Here is a 25703-nt window from a genome sequence, read left to right as displayed (position 1 = left end):
GCAATGAGCATCGGCCCTAATCGAGAAACCACTGGAGTTGACTGGCTGCAATCCCTGTTGACCTTACAGGGCATGCCATCCAAGGTGAAGAGTCAATGGGTTGAAAATGAAGCAGGAGCTAGTTGTTGGCTAATTATTGACGACACCTCATTAACCCCAGAACAGATTGATACCCTGTTAGGAGAAGGGGGTATCGTCCTGGACTCCATTCAGTATCTGGCTAATACCACGCTCAACCTTGGGAAACCTCAACCTGAACAGCAGGCGTATACGATTGAGCTATGTGGGTATCGAGAACGTCGCCAGGCAGAACTCAGGGCCATTGCTACCCATGCTGCTGAACAGGCTCAAACGACAGGCGAAGAATTTGAAATCGGAGCCCTGTCGTCAGCTGAGCGGCGCCAAGTCCACCACTTCTTGAAGGTTTATGAGGGTCTAGAGACCTTTAGTCGTGGTAAAGAACCAGATCGTCGTCTTGTAGTTCGATTAGCCAAGTCCTAATTGTTGGTATCGTCACCCTTACTATGGATGCGGTTTATATTCCTCAGCTGGTGCGTGCACCCAATCAGACTCAGGTAATTTCTATCCAAGAGTACTTAGCTGACCTAGAAACCCTGACACCAGTGCGTGGAGATGTCAGCGTCAGTCACCAGGGGAATTACCTGCAGGTCTCAGGCCAGGCCGAAACCATCGTTACCCTTACCTGCCACCGATGTTTGCAAAACTATAATCATCGACTTCTGGTTGAAACCCAAGAGTTAATCTGGCTAGAAAACTCTCAAGAGAAGGTGGCAGCTCCTCTCGAACAGGAGGTGACTACGGAGGACCTAGTGGAAACTTTACCGCCTAATGGCTACTTCCATCCCAATACCTGGCTCTATGAACAACTCTGCTTAGCTTTACCCCAACGGCAGCTATGTGCCTCTGACTGCCCTGGCGTCAGTGCAAAGGAATCCTCTGGAGAAGTCCCATCCTCTGGCTTAGCCGACCAGCGTTGGTCAGCCCTAGCCGCTCTCAAGCAACAACTAGCTGACCAAGAATAATGGAGATTTTTGAAACGACTCCCGCCATGGAGCTGATGTGCTATTCTCCCGCGTAGGCATTTATGAATTTTTCCGATGAACTCAAGTTATTGATCCGGGCCCGCTACCCAGTCATCTATATCCCCACCCAAGAAGAGGAGCGGGCCGAAGCAACGGTGCTTGAATGTGCCCAAACTCAGGGAAATCGAGGGGTTTATATTTGGGACTTCGTGGAAGGGTATCAAGGCAATCTCAACGATGCTGGTTTTGGTCGCCGTAATCCCCTGCAAGCTCTAGAGCTAGTAGAACAGCTGCCTGCCTCGGCTCCGGCTATCTTTCTGCTCAGAGACTTTCATCGGTTTCTCGACGATATAGCGATTTCTCGCAAACTCCGTAACTTGAGTCGCCTCCTCAAATCTCAACCCAAAAATATCGTCATCCTATCGCCGCGGTTAGCAATTCCCGATGATCTCAGTGAAATTATCACGGTGCTCGAGTTTACTCTGCCGTCTCCGACTGAAATTCGCGCAGAGGTATCCCAGCTGTTGACAGCCATCGGCAGTGCCCCATCAGAGTCGATGTTAGATGATCTAGTTCGCTCTTGTCAGGGATTGTCACTAGAGCGTGTACGCCGAGTGCTTGCCCGCAGCATCGCGGCCCATGGTACTTTTCAGGCTGATGATCTGGATTTGATTTTGGAAGAAAAGCGCCAGACTATCCGCCAGACTCAGATTTTAGACTTCTACCCAGCGGTCGAAACCATCTCTGATATTGGCGGGCTAGACAACTTGAAAGACTGGCTATTAAAGCGAGGCAACGCCTTTTCAGAAAAAGCCCGCCATTATGGGTTACCTCATCCCCGGGGCTTGCTACTCATTGGGATTCAGGGCACAGGAAAATCGCTGACTGCCAAAGCCATTGCTCATCACTGGCATTTGCCTCTCCTACGATTAGATGTGGGGCGCTTATTTGGGGGGTTAGTCGGAGAGTCAGAGGCCCGCACTCGCCAGATGATCCAACTGGCTGAAGCTCTGGCACCGTGCGTACTTTGGATCGATGAAATTGAAAAGGCCTTTGCTGGTGTCGAGGGCCATGGCGACTCTGGGACGGCGAGCCGCGTCTTCGGCACATTTATTACCTGGTTGGCAGAAAAGACCTCGCCAGTATTTGTGGTGGCTACGGCCAATAATATTCAGGCTTTACCTCCGGAGATGCTGCGACGGGGACGATTCGATGAAATCTTCTTTGTGGGCCTACCTAGTCAGGCGGAGCGCAAGGCCATCTTTGAGGTGCATCTCTCTCATCTGCGACCCCACAACTTGCAGAATTATGATCTGGGCCGTTTAGCCTATGAAACCCCTGACTTTTCTGGGGCTGAGATTGAGCAGGCTATCGTTGAAGCCATGCATATTGGGTTTAGTCAAGATCGAGACTTTACCACTGATGATATTTTGGAAGCGGCTAGCCAAATTGTACCCTTGGCCCGCACTGCTCAGGATCAGATTAAAGCTCTGCAGGCTTGGGCGACCTCTGGCAGAGCTCGCTTAGCTTCTCGCAGCAATGAGTTGAGTCGTCGTCTATCGCCGCCGTTCTCAGAGCCAGACTGAACCAGGCTAAGAGGTGATTTGCAAACTGCCTAGACAGTAGCCAGAGCAAGGCTTGCAAAATCGCCGTTAGAACTCACTTTGCAGGGCATTTAAGATTTTCTTTGCGAATTAGCTCTAAAGGATGATTCCGGGACGTGAACAAGGGTTATGGCATTCTGGCGTCGATAGCACCATGTTATAACGTAGAGGCTCGGACAGGGAGAAATCTAATGAGGGGGTTATTTCTCGGACTGACCAAGGTCATGTTGGGGATTGTGGTGGCCTTACTATTGATGTCGTTAGCCGGAGTCGTGACGGTCCGATACTTTATGGCTCGGCTGGCTGTACAACCTCCTAAGCCTATTTTTGAGAATGATACGCCGATTCGATCGAATCCAGAATCTGTAACGACTGCTGCCCTTCCTGCGGATTCCACTCCTGCGATCGCAACGGCCTCTCCCACCCCAGACCCCAGTGCTTCCCCAGAGGGATACGAGGCAATCATCGTCCAACCCATCGGCATGGTGTTGCGAGAGGGACCAGGGACTACCTTTCAGCGAGCTGGCGGTATTGACTATAACGAAACCGTGATCGTCTTAGAAGAAAGTGCTGATCAAGAGTGGATGCGGGTGAGACTGCCAGATACCGGCCAAGAAGGGTGGATTAAGTCGGGAAATACGCGTCGCCTTGACTAATACCTGCTTGAGTAGACAGCAGGGAGTCCCTAAGAGCGACTTTTGTAAAGAAAACTCTCGCTAACTAAAGCTTCGTCTCAAGATCCGTCCTCCTCATCCATGGCCCCAGAAGGAAGATGATAAGTTTGGTCAACGCATGTGTTTAGGCTGACAGTATCGCTTCCGGAAACCATTATGTATAAGACCCAGAAAGATTGGATTGGAGCCGCAGTGACTGCTGGATTGGGCGCCGGGGTGATTACCTCGTTTGCCGTTAGTCAGGGGCAGTCTCCTTGGCTTGCCTTAGCCATTACCCTGTTTGCTGCGGTTGCGGCTGTGTTCTTAGATCATTCCATGGGCAATTGAACTCGGTCTGAACACAGATCTAACCGGCGCTCTTAGTCTCTGATATTTTCTGAGCACGGCGACGACCCCAAAGCTGTTTTATCGCTAACCATAGGAAGGGAGGGATCGTGGCGCTGTATCGTTTCCACAGACGCTTCGGTTCTTGGATAAGCCGATAGAACCACTCTAGGCCTAAGTCTCGAATGAAACGAGGGGCTCGTTTATGTATCCTGGCATAGACTGAGAACGCACCGCCCAACCCAACCATAACCGCCGAAATTTTGCCCCGATGCTGGCCCATCCAATACTCCTGCTTAGGGCAGCCTAGGGAGACAAAGACGATGCCAGCCCCACTGTTATTGATTTGCTCAATCAGGTCGCTGTCCTCTGCTCGAGTGAGGGGGCGAAAGGGTAAGGGTTGCATGCCAGCGATGGTGACGTTGGGGAAATCCCGCAGCAACCGTTGTCGCATTTTATCTAGAACATGCTGCTCGGAGCCCACGAAGAAAAGACTGACCTCCGTGTTAGAACAACGTTTTGCGATCGCTTCTAAGATATCGAAACCCGCCACTCGATCTTGGCGTGGAGCCCCTATTAGTCGCATCATCCACACCAAGGGTGTGCCGTCGGGGCTGACGATATCGGCTTGTCTTAAAATATCTTTCAGATCACTTCGCCAATAGGCTTCCATCAGCATATGCACATTGGCCACGCACACACATCGACTGGATCGGGCTTGGGCCCAAGAGACGATTTGCTGCATCTGCTGAGTAAAGGTAAGGGCTGTGACCGGGGAGCCAATGATCTCAATTTTAGGGATGTAGTCAGCCATACCTGGATCTCTTCAAGGTAAACGTCTGCGGATAAGCTAAAGTTAAGGATTTTTTAGAGCCATGGATCGTCATCCCGTCCATCAATCGTTCCCCTGATTTATCGGGGTCAATTTTGTCTTTTGTCGATGATGAGACGAAAACACAACGGCTCAGATGTCAGGATGGTGCGCTAAGAGGTTCCTGGTCTGCCAGCCAATATTTCCCAGAATTGATCGAGGGAGCGACGACCTAGCAGCTACACAGGAATGTCTTGAAACCTACACGTTCACTCAATAAATCTAAGAGATTGGCAAAAATCTATCTTCTAGGAGGAAACTATAATCCTGACCAAGGCGGTAGAAACTCTGATTTGTTTAAGTAGGCTTTGGAATTATAAATTCAATGTAAAGAGGCAGCATAATTGGGTTCCTGTAGGCTACATATCAACGTTGCTTGCCTCTAATATTAGGCAGAAATCCCCCGAACTACTGACAAGTTGTTGTGAAGAATGCCGTGACTCTGTTTAAGAGGCTGTTTGGACGAGGACTTTAGGACGTATCCATGCCATTGACAGGGCGACCTATGCTGGGAAATCAGGGATTGTACGGTCATGGGTTAGTGACAAATGGCACCATGACAGCAGCGTTACTCCCTTGACTGCTCCCTGACGAAGATTCTGTATTACGATGAGTGCTCCGTTGCGGCCCTATCTAGGCGTTGGTCCAGAAGCCGTAATCCGCCTAAGCCTAGGGCGACACTCAAGGCAAGGGCTAGCCAAAAACTATTTGCGATCGCACGGGATTGGTCCAATGCCCAGCCTCCCAACGGTGGGCCCATGAAATAACCGATGGCCCAACACATGGAATTAATCGATAAATACACCCCTCGTAACGCCTCGGGAGCCAAAACCGCCACCAAAGACGAAGCAATCGGAGTATAGGCCGCCATGGCCAGGGCCATCACGCCGAGGGCCATAAGGGCCCAGCCTAGGGCCCCTGTAGCGGCGATCCCTGCCTGCCAAGTGAGACAGAAACTCAGGCCCCAGAGACAGGCGGAGATCATCAAGGCCCGAGGTAAGGGGAGTGGTTTCAGGGCCCGAGCAATGGATAACTGGCAAAGGGCTGCCAAGGCCACATGGCCGGTAAACAGCCAGCTGATGGCATTCTCTGAAAGACCGCCACCCACCATGGCTTCGGTGGCAGGCCAGTAGAGGCCAATGCCAAAGCCCATCAGCAAGTTGCCCAGAATAAAGGTGGGAAAGTTGTGGGTGGCCACTAAGATGCCATCGGCAGCGGCCGACACTAGGGCCGAGAGCAGTAGGGTGAAGCGGCGGCCCCAACGGGGGGAATCGGCCATCGATCCGCCCAGAAAGCGAGCAATCATTCCCGACAGGGATCCACTGCCAATGCCCAATCCCACCTGAGTCGCTGTCAGGCCCACTCGATCAACGAAGAAGATGGGGGCATAGAACAGGGTGAAGCCAATGCCGACTTGGGACAGCAGTCGTCCCCCCGCCAATATCCACACTCGCTGGTCGAGATCGGGAAGCCAGTCTCGAAAGCGACGCATCCATCCATGCACCATAATGTCCCTGTCTATGCAATAAGCAACTGCATGGCTCAGCCGGCTCAGCAAGCCTAACAGAGGCCACGACACCGAGGTTCCCTAAGGGGGAATACCGGTTCTATCAGATGTCGGTCATTCCTCTAGGAGTCAATCTAGCTCTGGCCGAGATCTAACGCAGATAATCGCCCATATGTCCTGGTAGCAGGTTAATCCCGACGGCTGATTTGACCAGATAGGCCGCGAGAAACAGCCCCCCACTCACGGCTAAGTTAAGGCTCAAGAGCAAGACCACGGCGGCGATGAAATTCCCCAGTCGGTTCAGGGCGCTTTGGGGATAGTGACGCCGCTGGCGACGACGATCCTTACCCACGAGCAACACCACATAAAAGCGGGAGAGAATCAGATCGACCCGAAAGCGCAAATCGACGATTTTGGGAGCCGGTTTCGGCAGGGCCTGGGCCAAGATGCGCTCCACTTCACTCCGCTGGGTCAGGCTAAGACTCTGCAGCACCTCAGGATCCATCTGGTGCAAGTAGTCAGCAATTGTGTTGGGAGCGCGGTGGAACTGACGGGGTAAGGACGAGGTCATTGTGGTTGAGGAATAGAGGAGACAGAGACGGAGAGTAATGGGGCTGACCACGATATTTAGTATTTAGCCATCGCTGATACTATCGCCGCTAGCTGCCTAGGCCAACTCGGTAGATCCAGGCACCAATGCCTAGGGCGCCCCAGCAGAGGGGCAGCAACCAGATGACTCGGTGACGACAACTATAGCCCTTGGTGTCTAACCAATGGGAGAACCAGGCTAGGAGCAGGATCAATGCGATCGCAACTCCCCAGAGCCCGATCAAAATCGTGGCCCAAGTTTGGGCATGGTGAGTAGGAATACGAGCCGGCCATAGGGCAGGCCAGGGTTGCTCTGCCGCACAGACCAACATCAACCCAATCACCCAGAGATTACTCAGCAAAATGGCACTGGGGCCCGAGATCGCCAGATGCACCGTACAGGCCTGAGTCACCCACCAGACGATCCCAGGTACCTGAAAGGCCGCGAGCAGCCACCCCCCGACCCCATAGCCCAGGGACATGAGCACCAATCCAATCATCCAACCGTAGGCATGGCCCATGGGAGGTCTGTGTCTAGCCATAGGGAGATCCTGTGTCTCTTTACGGTAGAGAGAATAACCATCAGGGTGATCTGGGCGAATCGGCCAATACCATCACCAACGCTAGGGTTCCCCCCACCATGCCCCAAATCAACCATCGGCCCAGATCTCGTCCCTGCTGGTGAGCTAATTGGGCCGCTACTAGGCCAATAGTGCAGTGCAATAGCAGTAAGACATCGGTCGGAGCAGGGGCATCATACACCATGGGTTGACCCGTTGCGATTGACTAGAGATGAATGGCACTGACATAAGAGAGCAGAAAAGGCTTCAAGCGCTTGATCTGTAAGAATCGAAGTGTTGAAGCCCATAACTATGCCTCTATGATGCCGAATCGTGCCGAAGTCCTCAAGGAGAAATACCAGAACAGTATCGCTCTCCCGTTTGCTGAGGTGCTGCCGGAAGCTGAGATTCAGTCAGTGCTGAACGAGCAAGGAATCCGGTATCGCCGAGTGTTATACACGCCCATGGTGGTGCTCTGGAGTTGGCTCTCCCAAGTGCTCGATGTCGATGGTAGTCTCAGTCATGCCGTCAAGCGGGTGACGACCTGGATGAGCTTGTCGGGATTGACGGTGCCGTCAGCCGATACCGGGGGCTACAGTAAAGCGCGAAAACGTCTTCCCGAGTCAATTTTCCCGCCTTTGTTACAGCGGGTAGCGAGGGCCTTGCGACAGAAGGTGCCGCCCGCTCAACGGTGGTGTGGTCGTCCGGTCAAGGCCTTTGATGCGACGACCGTCTTGATGAGTGATACCGCAGCCAATCAAGCGGCGTATCCCCAACACAGCAATCAAAAAGCCGGCTGTGGCTTTCCCATTCTCAAGCTGCAGGTGTGGTTTTGTGTGACGACCGGCGCGGTCCTGGAGGTGGCGATGGCCCCCTTTCGGGTGAGTGAATGGCGCTTGGCCCGCCAACTCTATCGGAAGCTGCGCCCGGAGGATGTGGTGGTGGCCGATTCAGCCTATGGCACCTATGTGGATCTGGCCTGGGTCGCCTTGACGGGAGCCGATGCCGTCTTTCGCAAGCATCATCAGCGCCGCTGTGATTTCAGGCGAGGCAAAAAATTAGGCATTGGCGACCACATCGTCCGTTGGCAGCGCCCGAAACAATACCCCAAGGCCCTCTCATCTGGGGAGCTTGGGGCCTTGCCCGAGTCGATTGAGGTGCGGGAAGTCTATCTCTCGATTCAGGTGCCTGGGTTTCGCCCCACCAACGTAGTGGTGGTGACCACGCTGAGAGACCCTAAACGCTATCCCAAAGCCAAATTGGCCGAACTCTATCACCGCCGTTGGCAGGCTAGCGAAGTCAATCTCAGGCATCTCAAGACCACCTTAGCCATGGAGATGATTGCGGCCAAAACGCCGGCCATGGTAACCAAAAGTATTTGGCTGCATTTGGTGAGCTACAATCTGCTGCGGACGCTGATGTGGGATGCCACAGCCCACTCTGAGGTCGGCGCTTTACGGGTCTCCCTGCAGGGCACTCGGCAACAATTCAATCACTTCCGAGCCGAGTTCCTGCATCTGGCTCCATCCAAGCGAGGGCAGGGGTACCAAGCCTTGTTAAGCGCTGTGCGAGAGCTGATAATTCCCCCTCGACCGAACCGCTCAGAACCTCGAGTCGTCAAACGTCGTCCTAAACCTTTTCCAAGAATGCAAGAACCCCGCTCGGTCCTGAAAGCTAAGCTGGTCGCTTGATAGGGCTTACGTCAGTGCCATTCGACTAGAGATTACTATCATCCCCAGTGGAATCATCCCATAATGGGCACAGACCTCTCTGACCGGCATAATTCATGCGTGATCCCCTCTGGCGCTTGAAATCGATTCCCTGGGTGATACTACTGCAGAATGCCCTGCTGACAGTGATCATCGCCACAGGACTAGATCTACTGCTGCTGCAGGGCTTACTTGGCCTTAGCCGCACTGGATTGCTTGCAGGTTCAGGACGTCTGTTTCCCCTGGCGGGGCTACTGGGACTGATATTAACGGTATTGGTTGGCGCCGGTATCGGTGCCCTAGCCGTCATCTTATTGGATCGTTTTTTTACTCAGATATTGCCCGATGCAGCCACCCTCTGGGCCTTGGTTGCTTGCTTGGTTTTGATGCTGTGGTTGAAGTCCATCATTCCCCTGAGTACTTTTCTAGTCCGATTCAGCTATCCCCTGTTTGTGGGCCTCCTGTTGGGGGTGTTTGTCAAAGGCAAACGGCACTGGCGCTACTAGGCAGAGGTCAATAGCATCGCTATGAGTTATCGAGTTTGAAAGATATTCTGGACCATGTGGCGTTTACAGCGGGCGGCGGCTCGATCGAGTTCCATGACTTCTCCGGCCTCGAGTTGCCAACCCAGAGCCGCTAAATTTTGTTGGGCTTGAGCTAGGGTTTTAGCGCCCGGAATCGGGATGGTTCCCTTACAGATACACCAGTTGATGGCCACCTGGGCAGGGGTTTTCTGACGGAATAGGGCAATGGCCTGCAGGGCATCTAGTACCGGGCGGATACCCGACAGTAGGTAAGGAAATAGAAACCGTCGCAGGCCCTTCGGGAAGGGCCCCTTTTCGTCGTATTTACCGGTCAAGAGGCCCAGCCCTAGGGGACTATAGGCAATCAGCTGAATTCCCAGTTCGTCGCATAGGTCCTTGAGGCCCAGCTCTACAACCGGATAGGTAGAGATCAAAGAGTATTGCACCTGCAGCGTGGCGATGGGTACTCCCCGCTCCCTAAATCGTTGATATACCTGTTTCAATCGCTGCGGGCCAAAGTTAGATAAGCCAACGCCCCGCACTAGGCCCCGCTCATAGAGATCCATGAGGCCATCTAGTAGAGGCCACTCCTGCCAGGGAAAATAATTCGCCGTCGACCAGTGTAGCTGGGCCAAATCCACCGGGCGACCAAGGCGTTCAGCCGATGCCTGACAGGCCCTAACCATGGCCTCTGAGGTTAACCGCCAAGGGTAAGCAGCTAGCTTGGTGGCGATGCAGAGACTCTCTTGATTGGGGCCAGTGTAGTCCTTGGCGAAGCGTCCTAGCAGTTGTTCACTGCGACCCAGCAGGCGCCCAGTACCATAGGAATCTCCGCTGTCAAACAGAGTGATACCACTGCCCATGTAGAGGTTGAAGACAGCCTGTAACTCGGCATCCATACTTTCGTCATAGCCCCAGAGCAATCGATTGCCCCAGGCCCAGGTGCCACAACCCATGGGGGGCAGCGACAGGGTAGGGGACGGATCCACTGGAACGTTCGCGGTCACAGGAGACTTCCTCGCTAGCGGAGTAGACATGGGATTGGTAACAGTTAGGGAGAGGCTCTCTTTAGTTAGGATACAGGTCAAAACGGCCCTATTTATAGCGTTGGGATGAGCCGCCTCAAGGAGTCGAATACCACAGTGCTGCTGCCCTCAGATAAGGGCAAGCAGAAGACATCATGCTGTAGCGCGGCCACGGTAAAAGTGGTGTCCTACGCAACACGTTGCAGTTTATAGGATCGCCAAAATGTTCAGAAATAAATAGTCTTCGACTGGCCTGTAGGCAGAGCCTGGGCTATACCAACAGCCATCGCAACTGGGCGAGTAGCCACCTTTAAACACTGGGTAAAGTGTTTGGTAATCCTTTGATATGTCTATGGATTTGCCTCGGCTTGAGTCCGGGAGATGAATTATCGTTCTGTAAATCTACGGCCTATCGCTACTGGAAACACGCGATAATAAACAATAACTTTAGATATGGCAGGTCGCTGTATCAATATCTCAGTGGGCCATTATCTTGGCTGGTCATGAGATGTCTCTGGCCATATTAAAAAGTCCAGCTGAGAGGCTGCTGGAGTTTTCCCCGGGGTCAATCTTCAATCCAAGAGTCCTAAGGGTGATCAACCTGCTGGTGTCTAAAGTCGTGTCCATTTAGACAAGGACGTAGACAACATGGATATTCAGCAACTTCTCCACGAATTCAATCAAGGCCACCGTAACTTCTCTAAAGTGCAGCTCCATGGCGTTGATCTGACTGGTAAATTCCTCAGTGGCGTCGATTTTACTGGGGCAGACCTGAGTGGAGCAGACCTGAGTGGGGCTAACTTGTGTCGCGCTGACCTGAGCTGCGCCAACCTCACAGACGCTGACCTCAGCCAGGCAGATCTGAGTGGAGCCACTCTAAGGGAAGTCAATTTCATCGGTGCTGAACTTCGACACGCCAGTTTAGTCGGGGCAGACCTGACTCAGGCTGACCTGCGCACCGCTATCTTAGATAACGCCGATCTACGGGGAGCTAACCTCACAGAAGTCGCCCTAAGCGGTGCCAGTGTCCGTCACGTTAATTTGGCCAGTGCCTGCATCACCGGAGTTGATTTAGAAGACACCGACATGGAGGGTACTGATTTGGCACAAGCCAAGACATTGCAAACGGAAACCGCCTGTGGCACTGACCATCGTTGGGTGTCCTGGGGGAGTCATTGAGTTGGAGGATATCATCCGATGTTTTTGAAGCATACTCCCACCCATAATCTGGTAGAAGTCTTGAGTCTGCATGACCTTTGGGATCCCTGTCAGGATCAAATTAGCGGTCGATTTCACGCCGGAGAAGAGCTGCAGGAGCCGGAAACCTTCGTGAAATCGGAGTTGCGGTTCCCCTCTGGCGAAGCGCTGCCTCTCTGTTGGCGAGATCCTCACTACCGGGAGGCTACAGGGTCTGACCGCGACCAGGCGGCATTAGTATCATAGTTGGCAGCCGGGGCAACGCTGGCCCCGGCTCAGAGGCTAACCCCCTCTAGGGCCATATCAGCCTCGTCGTAGAGAGATTGTAGTCGCTCTAGGGTGTCTTCATCAGGGGTCCAGAAGCCACGACCATGGGCCTCCAGCAATCTCCCTACCACATTGCGCCAGGCCTCTGGATTGGCTTGGCGCAGTCGTTCTGCCATAGCCTGGTCAAAGGCGTAGGTGGCAGCAGCTTGGTCGTAGACCCAGGCGTCTTTGAAATTGGCAGTGCCGGCCCAGCCCACCATGGCTGTTAGCCGTTGGGAGATTTCGTAGGCTCCCCCCGAGCCCTGGGCAGCCATAGCTTCGGCCCATTTGGGGTTGAGCAGCTTGGTGCGATACTCTAGCCGTAGCACCTCCTCTAGCTGGCGGGGGGTGGTGTCTTTGGAGAAGCTCTCGACGAAGCTAGCGGTGACGGAGCGCCCTCGTCGTTGCTCGGCGGCCTGTTTTAAGGCCCCGGTGTTGGCGTAGTATTCCTGGATGTCGGTGAGGCCATATTCCACCGAGTCGATCTGCTGCACGATGCGATCGGTGCTGTTTAGGAGGGTTTGCAGGACTTCGGGGCGAGCTTGGCCTTGATCTTGACGGCCATAGCTGAAGCTGTTGCGATCGCACCAGGTATCCCCCAGTTCCCGGCTGGTTTCCCAGTTGCTGTCCACCACCCGATCATTGACCAGGGAGCCATAGTCTCCGGCGGGGTTAGAGAATAGGCGCGCCGAGGGGTTCTCGATGCCCTGGGCCTGCAGGGCCAGGGCATGTTTACGGATGAAGTTCTGGGTCTCGGGCTCATCGGCTGCTGCCGCCCGGCGAAACAAGTCATCCAGCAGCTCTAGGATATTGGCGAAACTATCGCGAAAGATCCCCGACAGGTTGGCCAGAATATCGATGCGAGGATGATCCAGCTGCTCTAGGGGCATCAGCTCATAGCGGACGATGCGACCAGTCCCCTCCTTCACCGGTTCGGCCCCCACCAACTCCAGCAGAATCCCCAGGGACTCGCCTTTGGTTTTGATGGCATCTAGGCCCCAGAGCATCACCGCCACCGTCTCTGGATAGGTGCCCTGGTCTGCTAGGTGCTGGGCAATGAGCTTGCGGCCAATGGCCCGGCCCCGGGCATGGGCGGCGGGAGAGGGCATGCGGTAGGGATCGAGGGCATGGATATTGCGGCCCGTGGGCAAGACGCCGGGGCCATCCCGCAACAGATCGCCCCCTGGGGCCGGGGGAATATATTCGCCATTGAGCCCTCGCAGCAGATTGGTGATCTCATCGCTGGTTTGGGCTAAGCCCTCACAGATGGTAAGGGCCTGGCGCAGGTGCGATCGCACCTGCGCCAGCTCTGCCTCGCCAGTCACGGCCCAATAGTAGCGCTGGCGTAACGCTTCCACCCGTTGCTCCAAGGCTAGATCCTGATCTTCCCCGGTGGCGATGGCCTGCAGCACCGATGGCGACAACCGCTCGCCAAAATAGGCCTGGAGGTAGCTGGCTAGGGCAGCTGCATCTGGAGGCTGTCCCAGGCGATGCAAGCCACTGGAAAACAGGCGATTCTCGAGCACCTGCAAATAGTCATAGAGGCTGATCAGATAGCGATGAAATGCCTCATTACTGAACAAGCGGGCATTCTCGGGGGTGAACTCCATGCCCAGTTGTTTAGCTTCTGGAAAGGGGCAGTCAGCATCTAGGCCCGTGTCAACAATTTTGGCCAGAATCGCCTCTTTGAGCAGGGCATTTTTCTGGGGGTCTTCCCGATACTCGCTGATCAGGTCCCGCAGAGTTGCCAGTTCCTTGTAGAGTCCGGCCCGACCGTAGGGGGGCACGTTGTGGGAAATCAGCACCCCATAGCCCCGGCGCTTAGCCAGGATAGATTCTGACGGGTTGTTGGCGGCGTAGACATACAGGTGGGGCAATTGGCCCATCAGGATATCGGGCCAAGAATAGCCGGTGTTGCCCAGAGGAGAGCCCGGCAGCCATTCCACGGTGCCATGCATGCCGAAGTGGACCACGGCATCGGCCTTGAAATCCCGTTGCAGCCAGTGGTAGAAGGCAGCATATTGAGGATGAGGGGTGAGATCGCGCTCGAACATTAATCGCATCGGGTCTCCAGGAATGCCCAAGGGCGGCTGTACGCCGATCCAGACATTGCCCAAGCAGACGCCCCCCAGCAGAAATTCCTCCCCCCAGGTTTTGATGCCGGTCTGGGTGAAGTCGCCCCAGTGCTTCTCCATGCGGCGACGCTGGATATAACTCAGCCAGGTTTCCAGGGTTCTGAGGGACACGGTGTCTGGGGCAGGGGACTGGCCAGGCATGGCTTCATCGGCGGCCTTGACCTGGGCCAGCAGGGTGTCGCCATCGGCGGGTAGGTCCCCCACGATGTAGCCAGCCTGTTTGAGAGCCTGCAGCAGGCTGATCAGGGAGTCGGGCACATTCAGCAGGGCCGCCGTGCCCGTGGCCCCATACCCCGGTGGAAAGTCATAGAGAATGATGGCGACCTTGCGCTCTGCCACGGGTTTGCGCCGCAACCTAATCCAGGCCCTCACCCGTTGGGTCAGTCGCTGCAGCCGCTCCGGCACTAGATAGATGCGATCGCCCACCAAGCCGCCCAAGGGCACCGTATCGATGGCCCCGTCTAACTCGGGCAGGGCATAGAGCACCACACTTTGCAGCCCCGCCACCCCCTGACGCGTCCAAGAGTGGATGTCTTGGATCAACAGCGGGGCGGCCACGCAGTAGGGCACGTTTTTGGCCCTGAGAATGCGCGTGGCCACGGCCACTTGGCGACCGGCCTCCATGGACCCGGCCGGGCCGCCTACCAGAGGAAAGCCGATGGTGGAGACGATGGCATCGACCTGGCCTGCCTCGTCGGCAAGGGAGGGGATATCGATCTGGCCTTGGCGCCGTTGGCTCTGCTCGTAGGCACTGGTGAGCCAGTCACGCACCGCCACATGGCCCTCCACCCCATTGATGAAGATGGGCAGGGGCACCAGCCCGGCTGCTTCGAAGGCCTGGATCAGTTGGGGAATATAGGGCTGTTTAGTAATGACATGTTTACGGTAGAGCAGCAAGCCCACCACCGGACGGTCGGCGATATCGCCTTGGGATTGCCGGTACCAGTCTAGATATTGCTTGGGGGATGCAAAATAGCCGCCATGGTCTGGATGCAAGAGGGCTTGGTTGGGGGTCTCAATCACCTCGGGAATGTCGCCCACGGATAGGCCTAGATACTGCTGGGCCAAGTACCAGAGCATGGCGGCTACGTTATCGGGACCACCGGCATTCCAATACCCGTAAATGATCAGCCAGTTACGCAGGTCTTGCACCTTGCGGGCCGGAATGTATTTCAGCAGTTTCGGCCCTACCTTTAGGAAGCTCAGGTATCCGGCCAGGCGATCTTCTTCGTTGCCACTGCCGAATTTACTCAGGATGAACTGCACTGGCTTGGGCATGCCTTTGGGTTTCTCGCCAATGGTGAATTTGCCCAGGCGAGTCAGGGCCATCAATTCTAGGGCCGACTCAAACACCAGCCGCACCGGAATGGCTTGGACCCGTTGCCGCAGCCACAGCACTTGGTCATAGTCAAAAACGAGGCTGGCGAAGACGGCGTCGGCGCCGGCCAGGGCTGCCTCTACCCGCTCCGGTTCGCTGCTGAGGCTGCGATCGCAAAACACCCGCACGTCTAACTCAGGGCAACGCCGTTGGGCCAGTTCAGCGGCCTGGCGATAGAGGTCGGTGTTAAAGGCCTCAAATCCGGCGATCAAAACGATGCGTGCCATAGGGAAATCCGTTGAATCAGGGGTAGGAGCCACTTTGATCATAGTCAGAGATTATCAGTGTTAACAGCCAGGTCTTGGTCCCTGGGCTGCCCCGATCCCTGAGATAATGCAAACCGGCACCCTTGGAGATGTGCGGATGCCCACTGCCCCGATTGCCCCCTTAGCGGCCATTGATATTGGCTCCCATTCTGCCCTGTTGTTGATTGCCCAGTACCGCCATGGTCACTTGGACCCCGTGGTGGACTTGGCCCGCACCACCCATCTGGGGGAAGGGGTGGTGGCCAGCGGCCAATTATCTGAAGCGGCCATGGCCCGCACCCTCATGGTGCTGCGGGACTACGGCCAAATCTTAAGCCAGTATGGCGTTGATCACCCCGTTTGTTACGGCACGGCTGCCCTGCGTCAGGCCCAAAATACCGCTACTCTGCAGCAGCGAGTCCAGCAGGAGTTGGGCTGGTCCATTCGGGTCTTGAGCGGGGAAGAAGAGGCCCATTACACCTTTCGCGGCGCCACGGCTCAGATTCCTGCCGGGGGAGCGGTGGTGATTGATATCGGCGGCGGCAGCACCGAGGTGGTCATGGGGCAGCAGGGCCATATTGAGGCCAGTTGGAGTTTGCCGGTGGGGGCTGTGAGCTTGCGGGAACGGTTCGAAATTTGCGATCGCATTCCAGGACCAATTGCCCAAGCCATGGACGTCTACCTGGCCCAAGTATTCCAGTCGATCCCGGCCACTACCCTACCGCTATTAGTCACCGGTGGTACTCCCACAACCTTAGCGGCCCTGATGCTGAACCTCGCCACCTACGACAGTCGCCGCATCGATGGCCACTGCTTCGAACTCGAGGACTTCGAGATGCTCTACGACGAACTGAACCATCTCAGCCTGCACCAGCGCGCCGACCTCCCGGCCATGGAATTGGGCCGCGCCATGGTGATCTTGCCGGCACTGCGCCTGCTCATTACCCTGATGCGACAACTGCGGAGCCTGCACCTTACTGTTACCGTGCGCGGTCCTCGCTACGGCATCTTGCTCTGACTCTCACTCTCCTCACCTAGGAATCGAGAGGATAGTGATCATTAAATCGTTCCTGATCAAAGTGATACACCGTGCGAATCGGATAAGGAATGACAATATCGGCCTGGTCGCAGGCCTGCTTCAGGGCAATCATCACTTGGGTCTTGACCTGCCGTACCCACTTCTGCTCCGGGCTAGTCCAGTAGCGCACCACTAAGTTAATAGAGCTATCCCCAAAGCCAACGATGTCGACCTCTGGCCTGGGGGTCTCGAGCACCCGTTCCACTCGTTGTACTGCAGTTAACAGGGTCTCTACGGCCAAGGGCAACGGCGTGTTGTAGTCAACGCCAATATCTAGATCAGTGCGACGATAGGCATAGGCCGTCATCACCTGCAGGGCACTGGTAAAGACAATGGAATTCGGGATAACCACCTCTTCGCCTCGATAGGTGCGAATTTGAGTGGACCGCAGCGCAATAGTCTCGACGGTACCCTCGAACTCATTGACAATAATCTGATCCCCGATGCGAAAGGGCTGTTGTAATAGCAGCAAGATCCCGGCCAGAAAATTTTTGAAGATGTCCTGGAAGGCAAAGCCAATGGCCACAGATCCTAGCCCCAGCAGGGCGATCAGATCCCCCAGCCCCAGATCTGGAAAGGCAATAATACCAGCCGCCAGGATACCTACTACCCAAGCGGCAATGTAGCTGGTCTGCACCAGTAGTGATTGCAGGGAGCGATTACTCAGGACACGGGAGGCCAGGGTAGCAGTGAACCGGCGCACAACGTTGGCGCCATAGCGGGTTAGGAGCACCACCACAATGGCCACGAGGAGACCTGGCAGGGCCTTAGTGATGTCACCGACCAGACTCAACAGACTGGTCTGGATTTCTTGTAGCAAATTTTCCATGGAGAGGGAGACTATCGGCATCTGGGCAACGACCATCGGTCTACGAGCGTTACCCAAGCAAGCATAATAGCCCTTTCCGAGAATTATTCATGACAGTAACAACCATTTATTAATGGCTGACTAGTAGGGGGCTACTGGGCGCCGACTAAGTCGCATTGCCAATCCTGCAGCTGGGCATCAGCCCGGGCAACCAATTGCGCTTCTTGGGGCTGGGCCTGGGGCCAAAACTGACCGGCTAGGGCGTATTTAGCCAGGGCGATATATTCTCGCAAAATGCGCTGAGAGCGAGCCAGGGAGACGGGGGAATCAAACTGGTGGCAAGGATGGGTAAACACCTCAAAACCAAAGCGCTCGAAAACCAGATAGGCTCGGGGCATATGGGCTGGATCGGTCACCAATACAATCCGATCGATCTGACGGGGTTCCAGCAATAGTTCAGAGAATAAAGCGTTTTCCCAAGTGCTCTGGGAACAGCGCTCCCCCATGAGCTTCTGGGGGGGAACCTCCATCTGGTTGAGCAGATCTAGTATCTCTACCGAGTCACTCATGCCGCTGATATCAGCAGATAGGCTGTACCTCACCCAGTAAGGAAATGCTGTATAGACGGCAATCGAGCCAGGGCCAGCGTTAGACTTTACCGATTAGACTTTACCGAAACGACGCTCTCGTCGCTGGTAAGCATGCAGGGCCAGATGCAATTCATGGTCGTCGAAGTCGGGCCACAGCACTTCGGTGACATACATTTCGGCGTAGGCCAGTTGCCACAGCAAAAAGTTACTGATCCGCATTTCGCCACTGGTGCGGATCAGCAAGTCGGGGTCGCCGACCTCGGCCGTGTAGAGGTGGCGGGTAAAGAGGTCTTCAGTAATATCTTCAGGCTTGAGGATGCCGTCTTGAACCTGGGTTGCGATCGCACGACAGGCCTGCAAAATTTCCTGGCGGCCGCCATAATTGGTCGCCACCGTGAAGCAAATTCCACTATTGCCCTGGGTATCAGCGACGGCCCGATCGATTTCATGGCGCAGAGACTGGGGTAAGGCTCCCAAATTACCCACAAAGCGAATCCGCACATCCTCGGCTATCATTTCCGCCAATTCCTGCCGCAATACCCGCTCAAATAGGGTCATGAGGAAGTCCACCTCCTCCACGGGCCGGCCCCAGTTCTCCGTGGAAAAGGCATAGGCAGTCAGGGCTTCAATGCCCCAGTCCCGGCAGTGGCGCAACAGCTTCTTCAGCGTATCCACGCCACGGCGATGGCCCATGATGCGAGGTAATCCTCGCTGCTTTGCCCAGCGGCCATTGCCATCCATAATGACAGCAACATGTCTAGGGAGGCGATCCCGGTCTAAATCGGTCGGCAATGGGGGAGGAACAACAGGCTGAATGGTCATTTTCTTTTCCGAGAGGCCGACGATGGCAGTCGAAGCAAGCGTTGCAGGAAGGAGAGTCCCTGAAGGCCAAGACGCTTCCCTAAGCTACGGAGTTGGGGCGCCACCACATCCCGCTCGACAGACCGGGAAAACTTGGCCCGCAACAACTCCCGTAATTTACTGCTGGTGAGTGGCCGGTTTAGGATACCCTGTTCGGCCAGAGAAATGGAACCCGTTTCCTCTGATACCACAACACACAGACAATGCTCCACCCGTTCGGTGATCCCCATGGCGGCCCGATGGCGAGTCCCAAGCTGACGAGAGGCAGACCGCTCTGAAATGGGCAAGATCACCCCGGCCGCAATGACCCGAGAGGCCCGAATCAGGACGGCCCCATCGTGGAGCAAGGTACTGGTTTGGAAAATGGTCTGCAACAGCTCCTTAGACACTTCGGCATTGAGGCGCACCCCTGGTACCGAGAAGTCCCGTTCGTCAATCGGTTGGTCGGTCTCCAGAATCATCAGGGCGCCGGTACGATTTTGCGATAGCTCTTTGACGGCATCGACAATTTCATCGATGACATTGTCAGGCTGGGGAATGGGCTCATGGGATGGACTTAACAGCTGCCTCAGGTGCCCTTGACCAACTTGCTCCAAAAGTCGCCGAAATTCCCCCTGTAAGATAAACGCCATGGCCACCGCCGAGCCGATGACGAGCTTGTCTAGGACAAAGCTCAATAGCTGTAAGCCTAGGGCCTTGCTCAATGCAGCGGCTAGCATCAAAAAAATGAGCCCTCGTACCATCCACAGGGTGCGGCGCTCGCCAATGATGACCAGAACCATGTAGGTCAACAACAGCACTAGGATGATATCTAAAGCTGGAAGCAGCACAAGTCGAAACCTATCCAGGTGTATCAGCCATTGCTCCCAGGGGCGATCCATGTCAGTCGGTTGGGCCTTGATTGGAACAGTAGCTAGGTCTATAGCGTACGATTGTCAGCTTGATTAGGCTCGAAATCTACGGTGTCTAGCCTCGGAGCCCGATGTCCCCACGTCTACAGGTGACGCGCCAAGGCACCAACTCTACGTACCTTCCTCAGATGAGACCCCTAGAGCATCTGGCAAACAATCTTGCCGAATCAAATCCTGCAGGGTCTCCCGCCGAATAATCAGATGGGCGTCACCGCCGCCGACGAGTACTGCCGCAGGGCGTGGCACTCGGTTGTAGTTAGACGCCATGCTGTAATTGTAGGCACCCGTTGCCGGGATGGCGATGACCTCTCCTGCGATGAGGGGAGGCACCTGGGCGGAGGTGATTACGACATCTCCTGACTCACAGTGTTTACCGGCTAGGGTCACGGTGTCGCTCAAAGGAGCCGCCATGCGACTGGCGGCTAGCACCCGATAGACGGATTGGTAGGTAATGGGACGAGGATTATCAGACATGCCGCCATCTACCGCCACATAGGAGCGAATCCCAGGCACCGTCTTTTGGCTACCTACGGTATAAGCCGTGACGCAGGCGGTTCCAATCAGGGAGCGGCCCGGTTCACACAGCAGACGCGGTAGGGGCTGCTGGCTGGCTTCGCAGGCAGCGACCACCCCCTGGCAAACAGTCTTGACCCAGGCTTCGATACTGGGCGGATCATCCGCTTCGGTGTAGCGAATGCCAAGCCCCCCGCCAATGTCTAGCTCTTCCATGGCCAAGCCATAGCGGGCTGCGGTTTGGAGCCAACTCACCATGACGGCAGCTAAGTCATAGTGGGGCTGCAGCTCAAAGATTTGCGAGCCGATGTGGGCATGTAAGCCGATGCATCGTAACCCTGGCTGCTGACTGACGAAGCCAAAAACCTGTTCCAGCTGATCGGGATCAAAGCCGAATTTACTATCAATATGGCCGGTGCGAATGTAGTCGTGGGTATGACATTCAATGCCAGGGGTGAGCCGCAATAAGATAGTCAGGGGAGCGGCGATCTCTGCGGTCAATTGAGCCAAGCAGCGCAGCTCATACCAGTTATCTACTACCACCCGACACTGGCTTTCCAGGGCCAGCTGCAGTTCTGCCATTGACTTGTTGTTGCCATGGAAGTATGTCTGACTGGGCTGGGCACCTGCTTGGAGTGCTGTCACCAGTTCTCCCGCTGATACCACGTCGATGCCTAAGCCCTCTTGGGTTGCGATCGCACATACGGCCAAGCAACTCCATGCCTTAGAGGCGTATAGTACCAGCGCCTGTCCTGGATAATAGTGCTCAAACGCCTGGCGATACTGACGACAGGCCGTCCGCAGAGACTGTTCATCCAACACATAAAGAGGCGATCCAAACCGGGCCACCAAAGCAGGCACATCACATCCCCCTACCTGTAAATGCTCCTGCTGGTTTACCTCAGCTGTCAGGGGCAACAGGCTCTGATTGGGAGATCGAGACATTTCAGACGTTCCGCCATTGACAGTCAAATAGCGATAGCTCGAATTTTGTTGATCTGCTGGAATCGCTGATACCATCACAATCTTGGCCATTTAAGGGTTACGTCAGCCACCTCCGCAAGCGGTGCATTGCCACCGGTCAATGGCTCCAATACATCAGTGTACAATTGCAGCTGTCTCTCCTCGACACCCATGCCCAGACTGATTTGTCGCCCTCTGACCAATATCGACTTACCGGCTATTGTTCATCTTGATCAACTATGTTTTGGTGGCCTTTGGAGCTTAGATGGCTATCGTCGCGAACTAGATAGCCCCAATAGTGATCTCATCGTTCTGAGTCGGCCCGAGGCGATTGGTGCGACTGAGGCCATCATTGGCATTGGCAGCCTATGGGCCATCCTAGATGAAGCCCACATCACCCTATTAGGTATTGCCCCTAGCCACCGCGGCCTAGGCCTAGGTCAGTGGTTACTAGGGCAATTGCTCTGGCGGGCCCACCATCGTCAGTTAGCTCGCGCTACGTTGGAGGTGCGTCCTTCTAATCAGGCCGCCCTAGCCATTTACAGTAAATTTGGTTTCACTGAGGCGGGTCGCCGCCACCACTACTACGCAGATGACGAAGATGCCATGATTTTGTGGCGGAGCGGCCTCAGACACCCTGATTACCAAGCCCAGTGGCGGCAAACCCTAATCCCTATCCACCAGCGCTTACAGAGTCGAGAATGGCGCATCCTACAGGGAGATGCTGCTAGCAATCCATTGGCAAACGACGCGAGTTTTTCTGAAAAAATTAATGTTTATTAGTATCGTTAACTACTGCTTGGATGTAATTTGTATCTTCTCGAGCAATTTCTCTAGAATTTTCTACAGAATGGGAGACAATTAGCGCTTATTTAGACAGCTCTCAGGCTAAGAGCCATTATCTTGATCCCAGTGCTCTAAATCCCAGCTACCAATTCTGCTGCCGAGTCTCCCCATCTCCTGGCTAGGTTCACACTATATCTAGTAGATATCTCCGCAAGAAAAGGGGTTAGTGGTCTTTCGGGTGATCTCGGTAGATCGGGAAACCATCTGAAATTAGCCTGTTTATTCAGGTACGGTCGACCATTTTGCCTGTGTTAGAATCAGCGTAACCGGCACGCAGCAGGTGATGGATAACCGCCATGTTTGAACGCTTCACGGAAAAAGCTATCAAGGTGATCATGCTCGCCCAGGAGGAGGCACGTCGCTTAGGCCACAATTTTGTGGGCACTGAGCAAATTCTCCTGGGGCTTATTGGAGAAGGAACCGGCGTTGCCGCCAAGGTGCTGAAATCCATGGGCGTTAACCTCAAAGATGCTCGCATTGAGGTTGAAAAAATCATCGGTCGTGGATCGGGGTTTGTCGCCGTCGAGATTCCCTTTACTCCCCGAGCTAAGCGGGTTCTAGAGCTATCTCTAGAAGAGGCACGGCAACTAGGCCACAACTACATCGGCACTGAGCATCTGCTCTTAGGGCTCATCCGCGAGGGTGAAGGAGTTGCCGCCCGGGTCCTAGAAAACCTGGGCGTTGATCTCTCCAAGGTTCGTACTCAAGTGATTCGAATGCTGGGAGAGACCGCTGAGGTATCAGCGGGAGGGAGCCAAGGACGCACTAAAACACCTACCCTGGATGAGTTTGGCTCCAACCTGACCCAGATGGCCTCCGAGGGCAAGTTGGATCCAGTCGTTGGTCGCCAGAGAGAAATTGAACGAGTCATTCAGATCCTAGGGCGTCGGACCAAGAACAACCCGGTGCTAATTGGTGAGCCTGGCGTAGGTAAGACAGCCATTGCCGAAGGCCTAGCCCAGCGGATTTCCAACGGCGATGTTCCCGACATTTTAGAAGAGCGCCGGGTGGTCACCTTAGATATTGGCCTGCTGGTGGCGGGTACCAAGTATCGTGGTGAATTCGAAGAGCGGCTGAAGAAGATCATGGATGAGATCCGCTCTGCCGGCAATGTCATCCTCGTGATCGACGAGGTTCACACCCTAATTGGTGCGGGGGCCGCTGAAGGAGCCATTGATGCCGCCAATATCTTAAAGCCAGCCCTGGCCCGGGGTGAGCTGCAATGTATCGGTGCGACTACTCTGGACGAATATCGTAAGCACATTGAGCGGGATGCGGCTCTGGAGCGTCGTTTCCAACCAGTGATGGTGGGAGAACCCAGCGTCGAGGAAACCATCGAAATTCTCCATGGCTTACGAGATCGCTATGAGCAACATCATAAGCTCAAGATCTCCGATACGGCCTTAGATGCTGCCGCCAAGCTATCTGACCGCTATATTTCCGATCGCTATCTGCCAGATAAGGCCATTGACCTGATTGACGAGGCTGGATCGCGGGTCCGACTGATTAATTCCCAATTACCGCCAGCGGCCAAAGAGCTCGATCGAGAGCTGCGTCAGGTGCTCAAAGAGAAAGACAACGCGGTGCGGTCCCAAGACTTTGACAAAGCTGGGGAATTGCGAGATCGGGAAATGGAGATCAAGGCAGAGATCCGTGCCATTGCCCAGAGTAAGAAGTCGGAAGACAGCAATGGCGATGATAGCCCTCTCGTAGACGAGGAAGACATCGCCCAAATCGTTGCTTCCTGGACCGGGGTGCCCGTGAGCAAGCTGACTGAATCTGAATCCGAGAAGCTGCTGCACATGGAGGATACTCTACATCAACGCTTGGTCGGTCAAGACGAAGCCGTTAGAGCCATCTCCCGGGCCATTCGTCGCGCCCGCGTCGGGCTGAAGAATCCCAATCGTCCCATTGCTAGCTTTGTCTTCTCGGGACCGACCGGGGTTGGTAAGACAGAACTGACCAAAGCTTTGGCAGCTTACTTCTTCGGCTCAGAAGAGGCCATGATTCGCCTCGACATGTCAGAGTACATGGAACGCCACACAGTGTCTAAGCTAATCGGCTCACCTCCAGGCTATGTAGGCTATAACGAGGGGGGGCAGTTGACCGAGGCAGTGCGGCGACGGCCTTATACGGTGGTACTGTTCGATGAAATTGAGAAGGCCCATCCCGATGTCTTCAACATGCTGTTGCAGATTTTGGAAGATGGCCGTCTCACCGATGCCAAGGGACGTACCGTAGACTTCAAGAATACGCTGCTGATTATGACCTCCAACATCGGTTCTAAGGTGATCGAGAAAGGAGGCGGTGGTCTCGGCTTCGACTTCGAAGAAGACCAGGCAGAATCTCAGTACAATCGCATTCGCTCCTTGGTAAATGAAGAGTTGAAGCAGTACTTCCGCCCTGAGTTCCTCAACCGATTGGATGAGATCATTGTCTTCCGTCAGCTGACCAAGGAAGAAGTCAAGCGTATTTCGGATATCCTGCTGCGGGAGGTCTTTGGCCGCTTGACCGAGAAGAGTATCAGCCTCGAGGTGACCGAGCGGTTCAAGAATCGTCTGGTAGAAGAGGGCTATAATCCCAGCTACGGAGCTAGACCTTTACGTCGGGCGATCATGCGACTGCTGGAGGATACCCTAGCGGAAGAAATCCTCTCTGGCCGCTTGCAAGAAGGTGACACGGCTATCGTTGATGTTGATGAGGACGGCAAGGTTCAGATTCAGACCCGTGAGCGCAAAGAACTGATGGCTCAGGGCGCCGAGCAGGCTGGTGTCTAACAGGCTAAATTAAACTCATCATCATGAGAGCGGCTTGTCCTATAGGACAAGCCGCTCTGTTAACTTTTGTGTAGTTATGACTGGGTTCCTGACCTATTACGTAACCTAACTTGATAGTTTATTAATAATTACTGAACGCTGGCTAGCATAGTGTAGCGTCAGATCAGCACTAGATCGATATTTTTGTTGGGAGTAGGCAATATGGGTCTGATCAAGAAAATCTTTGGTGCTCTCTTCTCGCTGATTGGAGGTGTCTTCTCACTAATTGGAGGGATCCTTCGGGCTATTGGTGGCTTAGTTGGCTTGGGTAAGAAAGCTGAGTACTATGTAGAGCTTGATCAGGCTAGCAGCGGTAGTCAGCCGCCCTCGTCGACTAAGTCAGGCAATGCTGAGGCAGAGACTGCTCAGGCAGCCCCGCAAATGGCAGCTGTGGCGTCCTCTTCAAGCCTATCGTCAACATCCTCGGCGAAGGGGACGGCAACTACGGTTAAAACTGGAGCTAAGCCTCAGGCATCTGCTCCTAAGCCTTCTACTGCAGCTTCCTCTGCTCCGGAACCGACTGGCAATTTTGCCACGGAGTACCTAGTCAATCCTCGTCTGAATAACAACAGCCGTCGGCGCCCAGGTCCTAGCCTATCTGCTTACAAGGATCTGGCCCGTCAGGTA

The 25703-nt window shown here is 54.8% G+C and carries 24 protein-coding genes; 12 read left to right on the top strand and 12 right to left on the bottom strand.

Annotated elements, in window-relative coordinates; genetic code table 11:
* Positions 1-9: 9 nt before the first annotated feature.
* The 5 genes from XM38_RS01000 (at position 10) to XM38_RS25620 (ending at position 3648) form a co-directional block, all read left to right on the top strand.
* Positions 10-501 (top strand): Jag family protein, encoded by a 492-nt coding sequence (locus tag XM38_RS01000; protein WP_391540799.1) that lies wholly within the window; start codon positions 10-12, stop codon positions 499-501.
* Between the two features lie 23 nt (positions 502-524).
* Entirely contained in the window at positions 525-1043 is a 519-nt protein-coding gene (locus XM38_RS00995) for a YceD family protein (protein WP_080810860.1), read from the top strand.
* A gap of 62 nt (positions 1044-1105) precedes the next feature.
* Entirely contained in the window at positions 1106-2629 is a 1524-nt protein-coding gene (locus XM38_RS00990) for an AAA family ATPase (protein ID WP_080810862.1), read from the top strand.
* A gap of 209 nt (positions 2630-2838) precedes the next feature.
* Positions 2839-3303, top strand: a complete 465-nt coding sequence (locus XM38_RS00985) for an SH3 domain-containing protein (RefSeq protein ID WP_080814311.1) — start codon at positions 2839-2841, stop codon at positions 3301-3303.
* A 174-nt stretch (positions 3304-3477) separates the two neighbouring features.
* Positions 3478-3648, top strand: a complete 171-nt coding sequence (locus XM38_RS25620) for a hypothetical protein (protein WP_187329224.1) — start codon at positions 3478-3480, stop codon at positions 3646-3648.
* Between the two features lie 19 nt (positions 3649-3667).
* On the opposite strand, the gene XM38_RS00980 is transcribed toward XM38_RS25620, so the two are convergent.
* From XM38_RS00980 to XM38_RS00960, 5 genes are all read right to left on the bottom strand, one after another.
* Entirely contained in the window at positions 3668-4459 is a 792-nt protein-coding gene (locus XM38_RS00980; RefSeq protein WP_080810863.1) for a WecB/TagA/CpsF family glycosyltransferase, read from the bottom strand.
* A gap of 661 nt (positions 4460-5120) precedes the next feature.
* A complete protein-coding gene (locus XM38_RS00975; protein WP_225889135.1) occupies positions 5121-6023 on the bottom strand; it encodes an MFS transporter in 903 nt (300 codons plus the stop codon).
* A gap of 151 nt (positions 6024-6174) precedes the next feature.
* The gene (locus XM38_RS00970; RefSeq protein WP_080810931.1) at positions 6175-6594 is read right to left on the bottom strand and encodes a hypothetical protein; all 420 of its coding nucleotides are present in this window, start codon (positions 6592-6594) and stop codon (positions 6175-6177) included.
* Between the two features lie 88 nt (positions 6595-6682).
* Positions 6683-7153, bottom strand: coding sequence for a hypothetical protein (locus tag XM38_RS00965; protein ID WP_137454976.1), 471 nt, complete (start codon positions 7151-7153; stop codon positions 6683-6685).
* Positions 7154-7193: 40 nt separating this feature from the next.
* Entirely contained in the window at positions 7194-7376 is a 183-nt protein-coding gene (locus XM38_RS00960; protein ID WP_080810867.1) for a hypothetical protein, read from the bottom strand.
* 115 nt (positions 7377-7491) lie between these two features.
* Here XM38_RS00960 and XM38_RS00950 point away from each other — a divergent pair, with 115 nt between their 5' ends.
* Together XM38_RS00950 and XM38_RS00945 are read left to right on the top strand one after the other, a co-directional pair.
* Entirely contained in the window at positions 7492-8862 is a 1371-nt protein-coding gene (locus XM38_RS00950; protein WP_080804995.1) for an IS4 family transposase, read from the top strand.
* Between the two features lie 95 nt (positions 8863-8957).
* Positions 8958-9386 (top strand): hypothetical protein, encoded by a 429-nt coding sequence (locus XM38_RS00945; RefSeq protein ID WP_080810869.1) that lies wholly within the window; start codon positions 8958-8960, stop codon positions 9384-9386.
* Positions 9387-9412: 26 nt separating this feature from the next.
* Here XM38_RS00945 and XM38_RS00940 read toward each other — a convergent pair whose 3' ends face one another.
* Positions 9413-10360, bottom strand: coding sequence for an aldo/keto reductase (locus tag XM38_RS00940; RefSeq protein ID WP_225889422.1), 948 nt, complete (start codon positions 10358-10360; stop codon positions 9413-9415).
* 717 nt (positions 10361-11077) lie between these two features.
* Between XM38_RS00940 and XM38_RS00935 the strand changes: the two genes are divergently transcribed.
* Positions 11078-11608, top strand: coding sequence for a pentapeptide repeat-containing protein (locus XM38_RS00935; RefSeq protein ID WP_080810872.1), 531 nt, complete (start codon positions 11078-11080; stop codon positions 11606-11608).
* A gap of 18 nt (positions 11609-11626) precedes the next feature.
* Complete coding sequence (locus XM38_RS00930; protein WP_080810874.1) at positions 11627-11872, top strand: acetyltransferase; 246 nt, start codon at positions 11627-11629, stop codon at positions 11870-11872.
* A gap of 29 nt (positions 11873-11901) precedes the next feature.
* Here XM38_RS00930 and bchH read toward each other — a convergent pair whose 3' ends face one another.
* The gene (gene bchH, locus XM38_RS00925; RefSeq protein ID WP_088431475.1) at positions 11902-15672 is read right to left on the bottom strand and encodes a magnesium chelatase subunit H; all 3771 of its coding nucleotides are present in this window, start codon (positions 15670-15672) and stop codon (positions 11902-11904) included.
* A 136-nt stretch (positions 15673-15808) separates the two neighbouring features.
* Between bchH and XM38_RS00920 the strand changes: the two genes are divergently transcribed.
* A complete protein-coding gene (locus XM38_RS00920) occupies positions 15809-16708 on the top strand; it encodes a Ppx/GppA phosphatase family protein (protein WP_187329223.1) in 900 nt (299 codons plus the stop codon).
* A 16-nt stretch (positions 16709-16724) separates the two neighbouring features.
* Here XM38_RS00920 and XM38_RS00915 read toward each other — a convergent pair whose 3' ends face one another.
* From XM38_RS00915 to lysA, 5 genes are all read right to left on the bottom strand, one after another.
* Entirely contained in the window at positions 16725-17597 is an 873-nt protein-coding gene (locus XM38_RS00915; RefSeq protein WP_080810933.1) for a mechanosensitive ion channel family protein, read from the bottom strand.
* A gap of 131 nt (positions 17598-17728) precedes the next feature.
* Positions 17729-18145 carry a YdcF family protein gene (locus XM38_RS00910; RefSeq protein WP_088428849.1) on the bottom strand — a complete coding sequence of 139 codons (417 nt, stop codon included), beginning with the start codon at positions 18143-18145 and terminating at the stop codon, positions 17729-17731.
* Between the two features lie 93 nt (positions 18146-18238).
* Positions 18239-18988, bottom strand: a complete 750-nt coding sequence (locus XM38_RS00905; RefSeq protein ID WP_080810879.1) for an isoprenyl transferase — start codon at positions 18986-18988, stop codon at positions 18239-18241.
* The gene (gene cdaA / locus XM38_RS00900; RefSeq protein WP_080810880.1) at positions 18985-19908 is read right to left on the bottom strand and encodes a diadenylate cyclase CdaA; all 924 of its coding nucleotides are present in this window, start codon (positions 19906-19908) and stop codon (positions 18985-18987) included. The genes XM38_RS00905 and cdaA overlap by 4 nt, the downstream gene beginning before the upstream one ends.
* A 141-nt stretch (positions 19909-20049) precedes the next feature.
* Positions 20050-21471 (bottom strand): diaminopimelate decarboxylase, encoded by a 1422-nt coding sequence (gene lysA, locus XM38_RS00895; protein WP_080810935.1) that lies wholly within the window; start codon positions 21469-21471, stop codon positions 20050-20052.
* Between the two features lie 114 nt (positions 21472-21585).
* Here lysA and XM38_RS00890 point away from each other — a divergent pair, with 114 nt between their 5' ends.
* On the top strand, positions 21586-22197 hold the full coding sequence (locus XM38_RS00890; protein WP_080810881.1) for a GNAT family N-acetyltransferase: 612 nt from the start codon (positions 21586-21588) through the stop codon (positions 22195-22197).
* A gap of 359 nt (positions 22198-22556) precedes the next feature.
* Complete coding sequence (locus XM38_RS00885) at positions 22557-25037, top strand: ATP-dependent Clp protease ATP-binding subunit (protein ID WP_080810883.1); 2481 nt, start codon at positions 22557-22559, stop codon at positions 25035-25037.
* Positions 25038-25703 lie beyond the last annotated feature (666 nt).

Origin of the sequence: Halomicronema hongdechloris C2206 (assembly GCF_002075285.3) — a bacterium.
Taxonomy (GTDB): Bacteria; Cyanobacteriota; Cyanobacteriia; order Phormidesmidales; family Phormidesmidaceae; genus Halomicronema_B; species Halomicronema_B hongdechloris.
The sequence above is the reverse complement of the archived record's forward strand: the minus strand, read 5'-3'. Positions and strand labels throughout refer to the sequence as shown.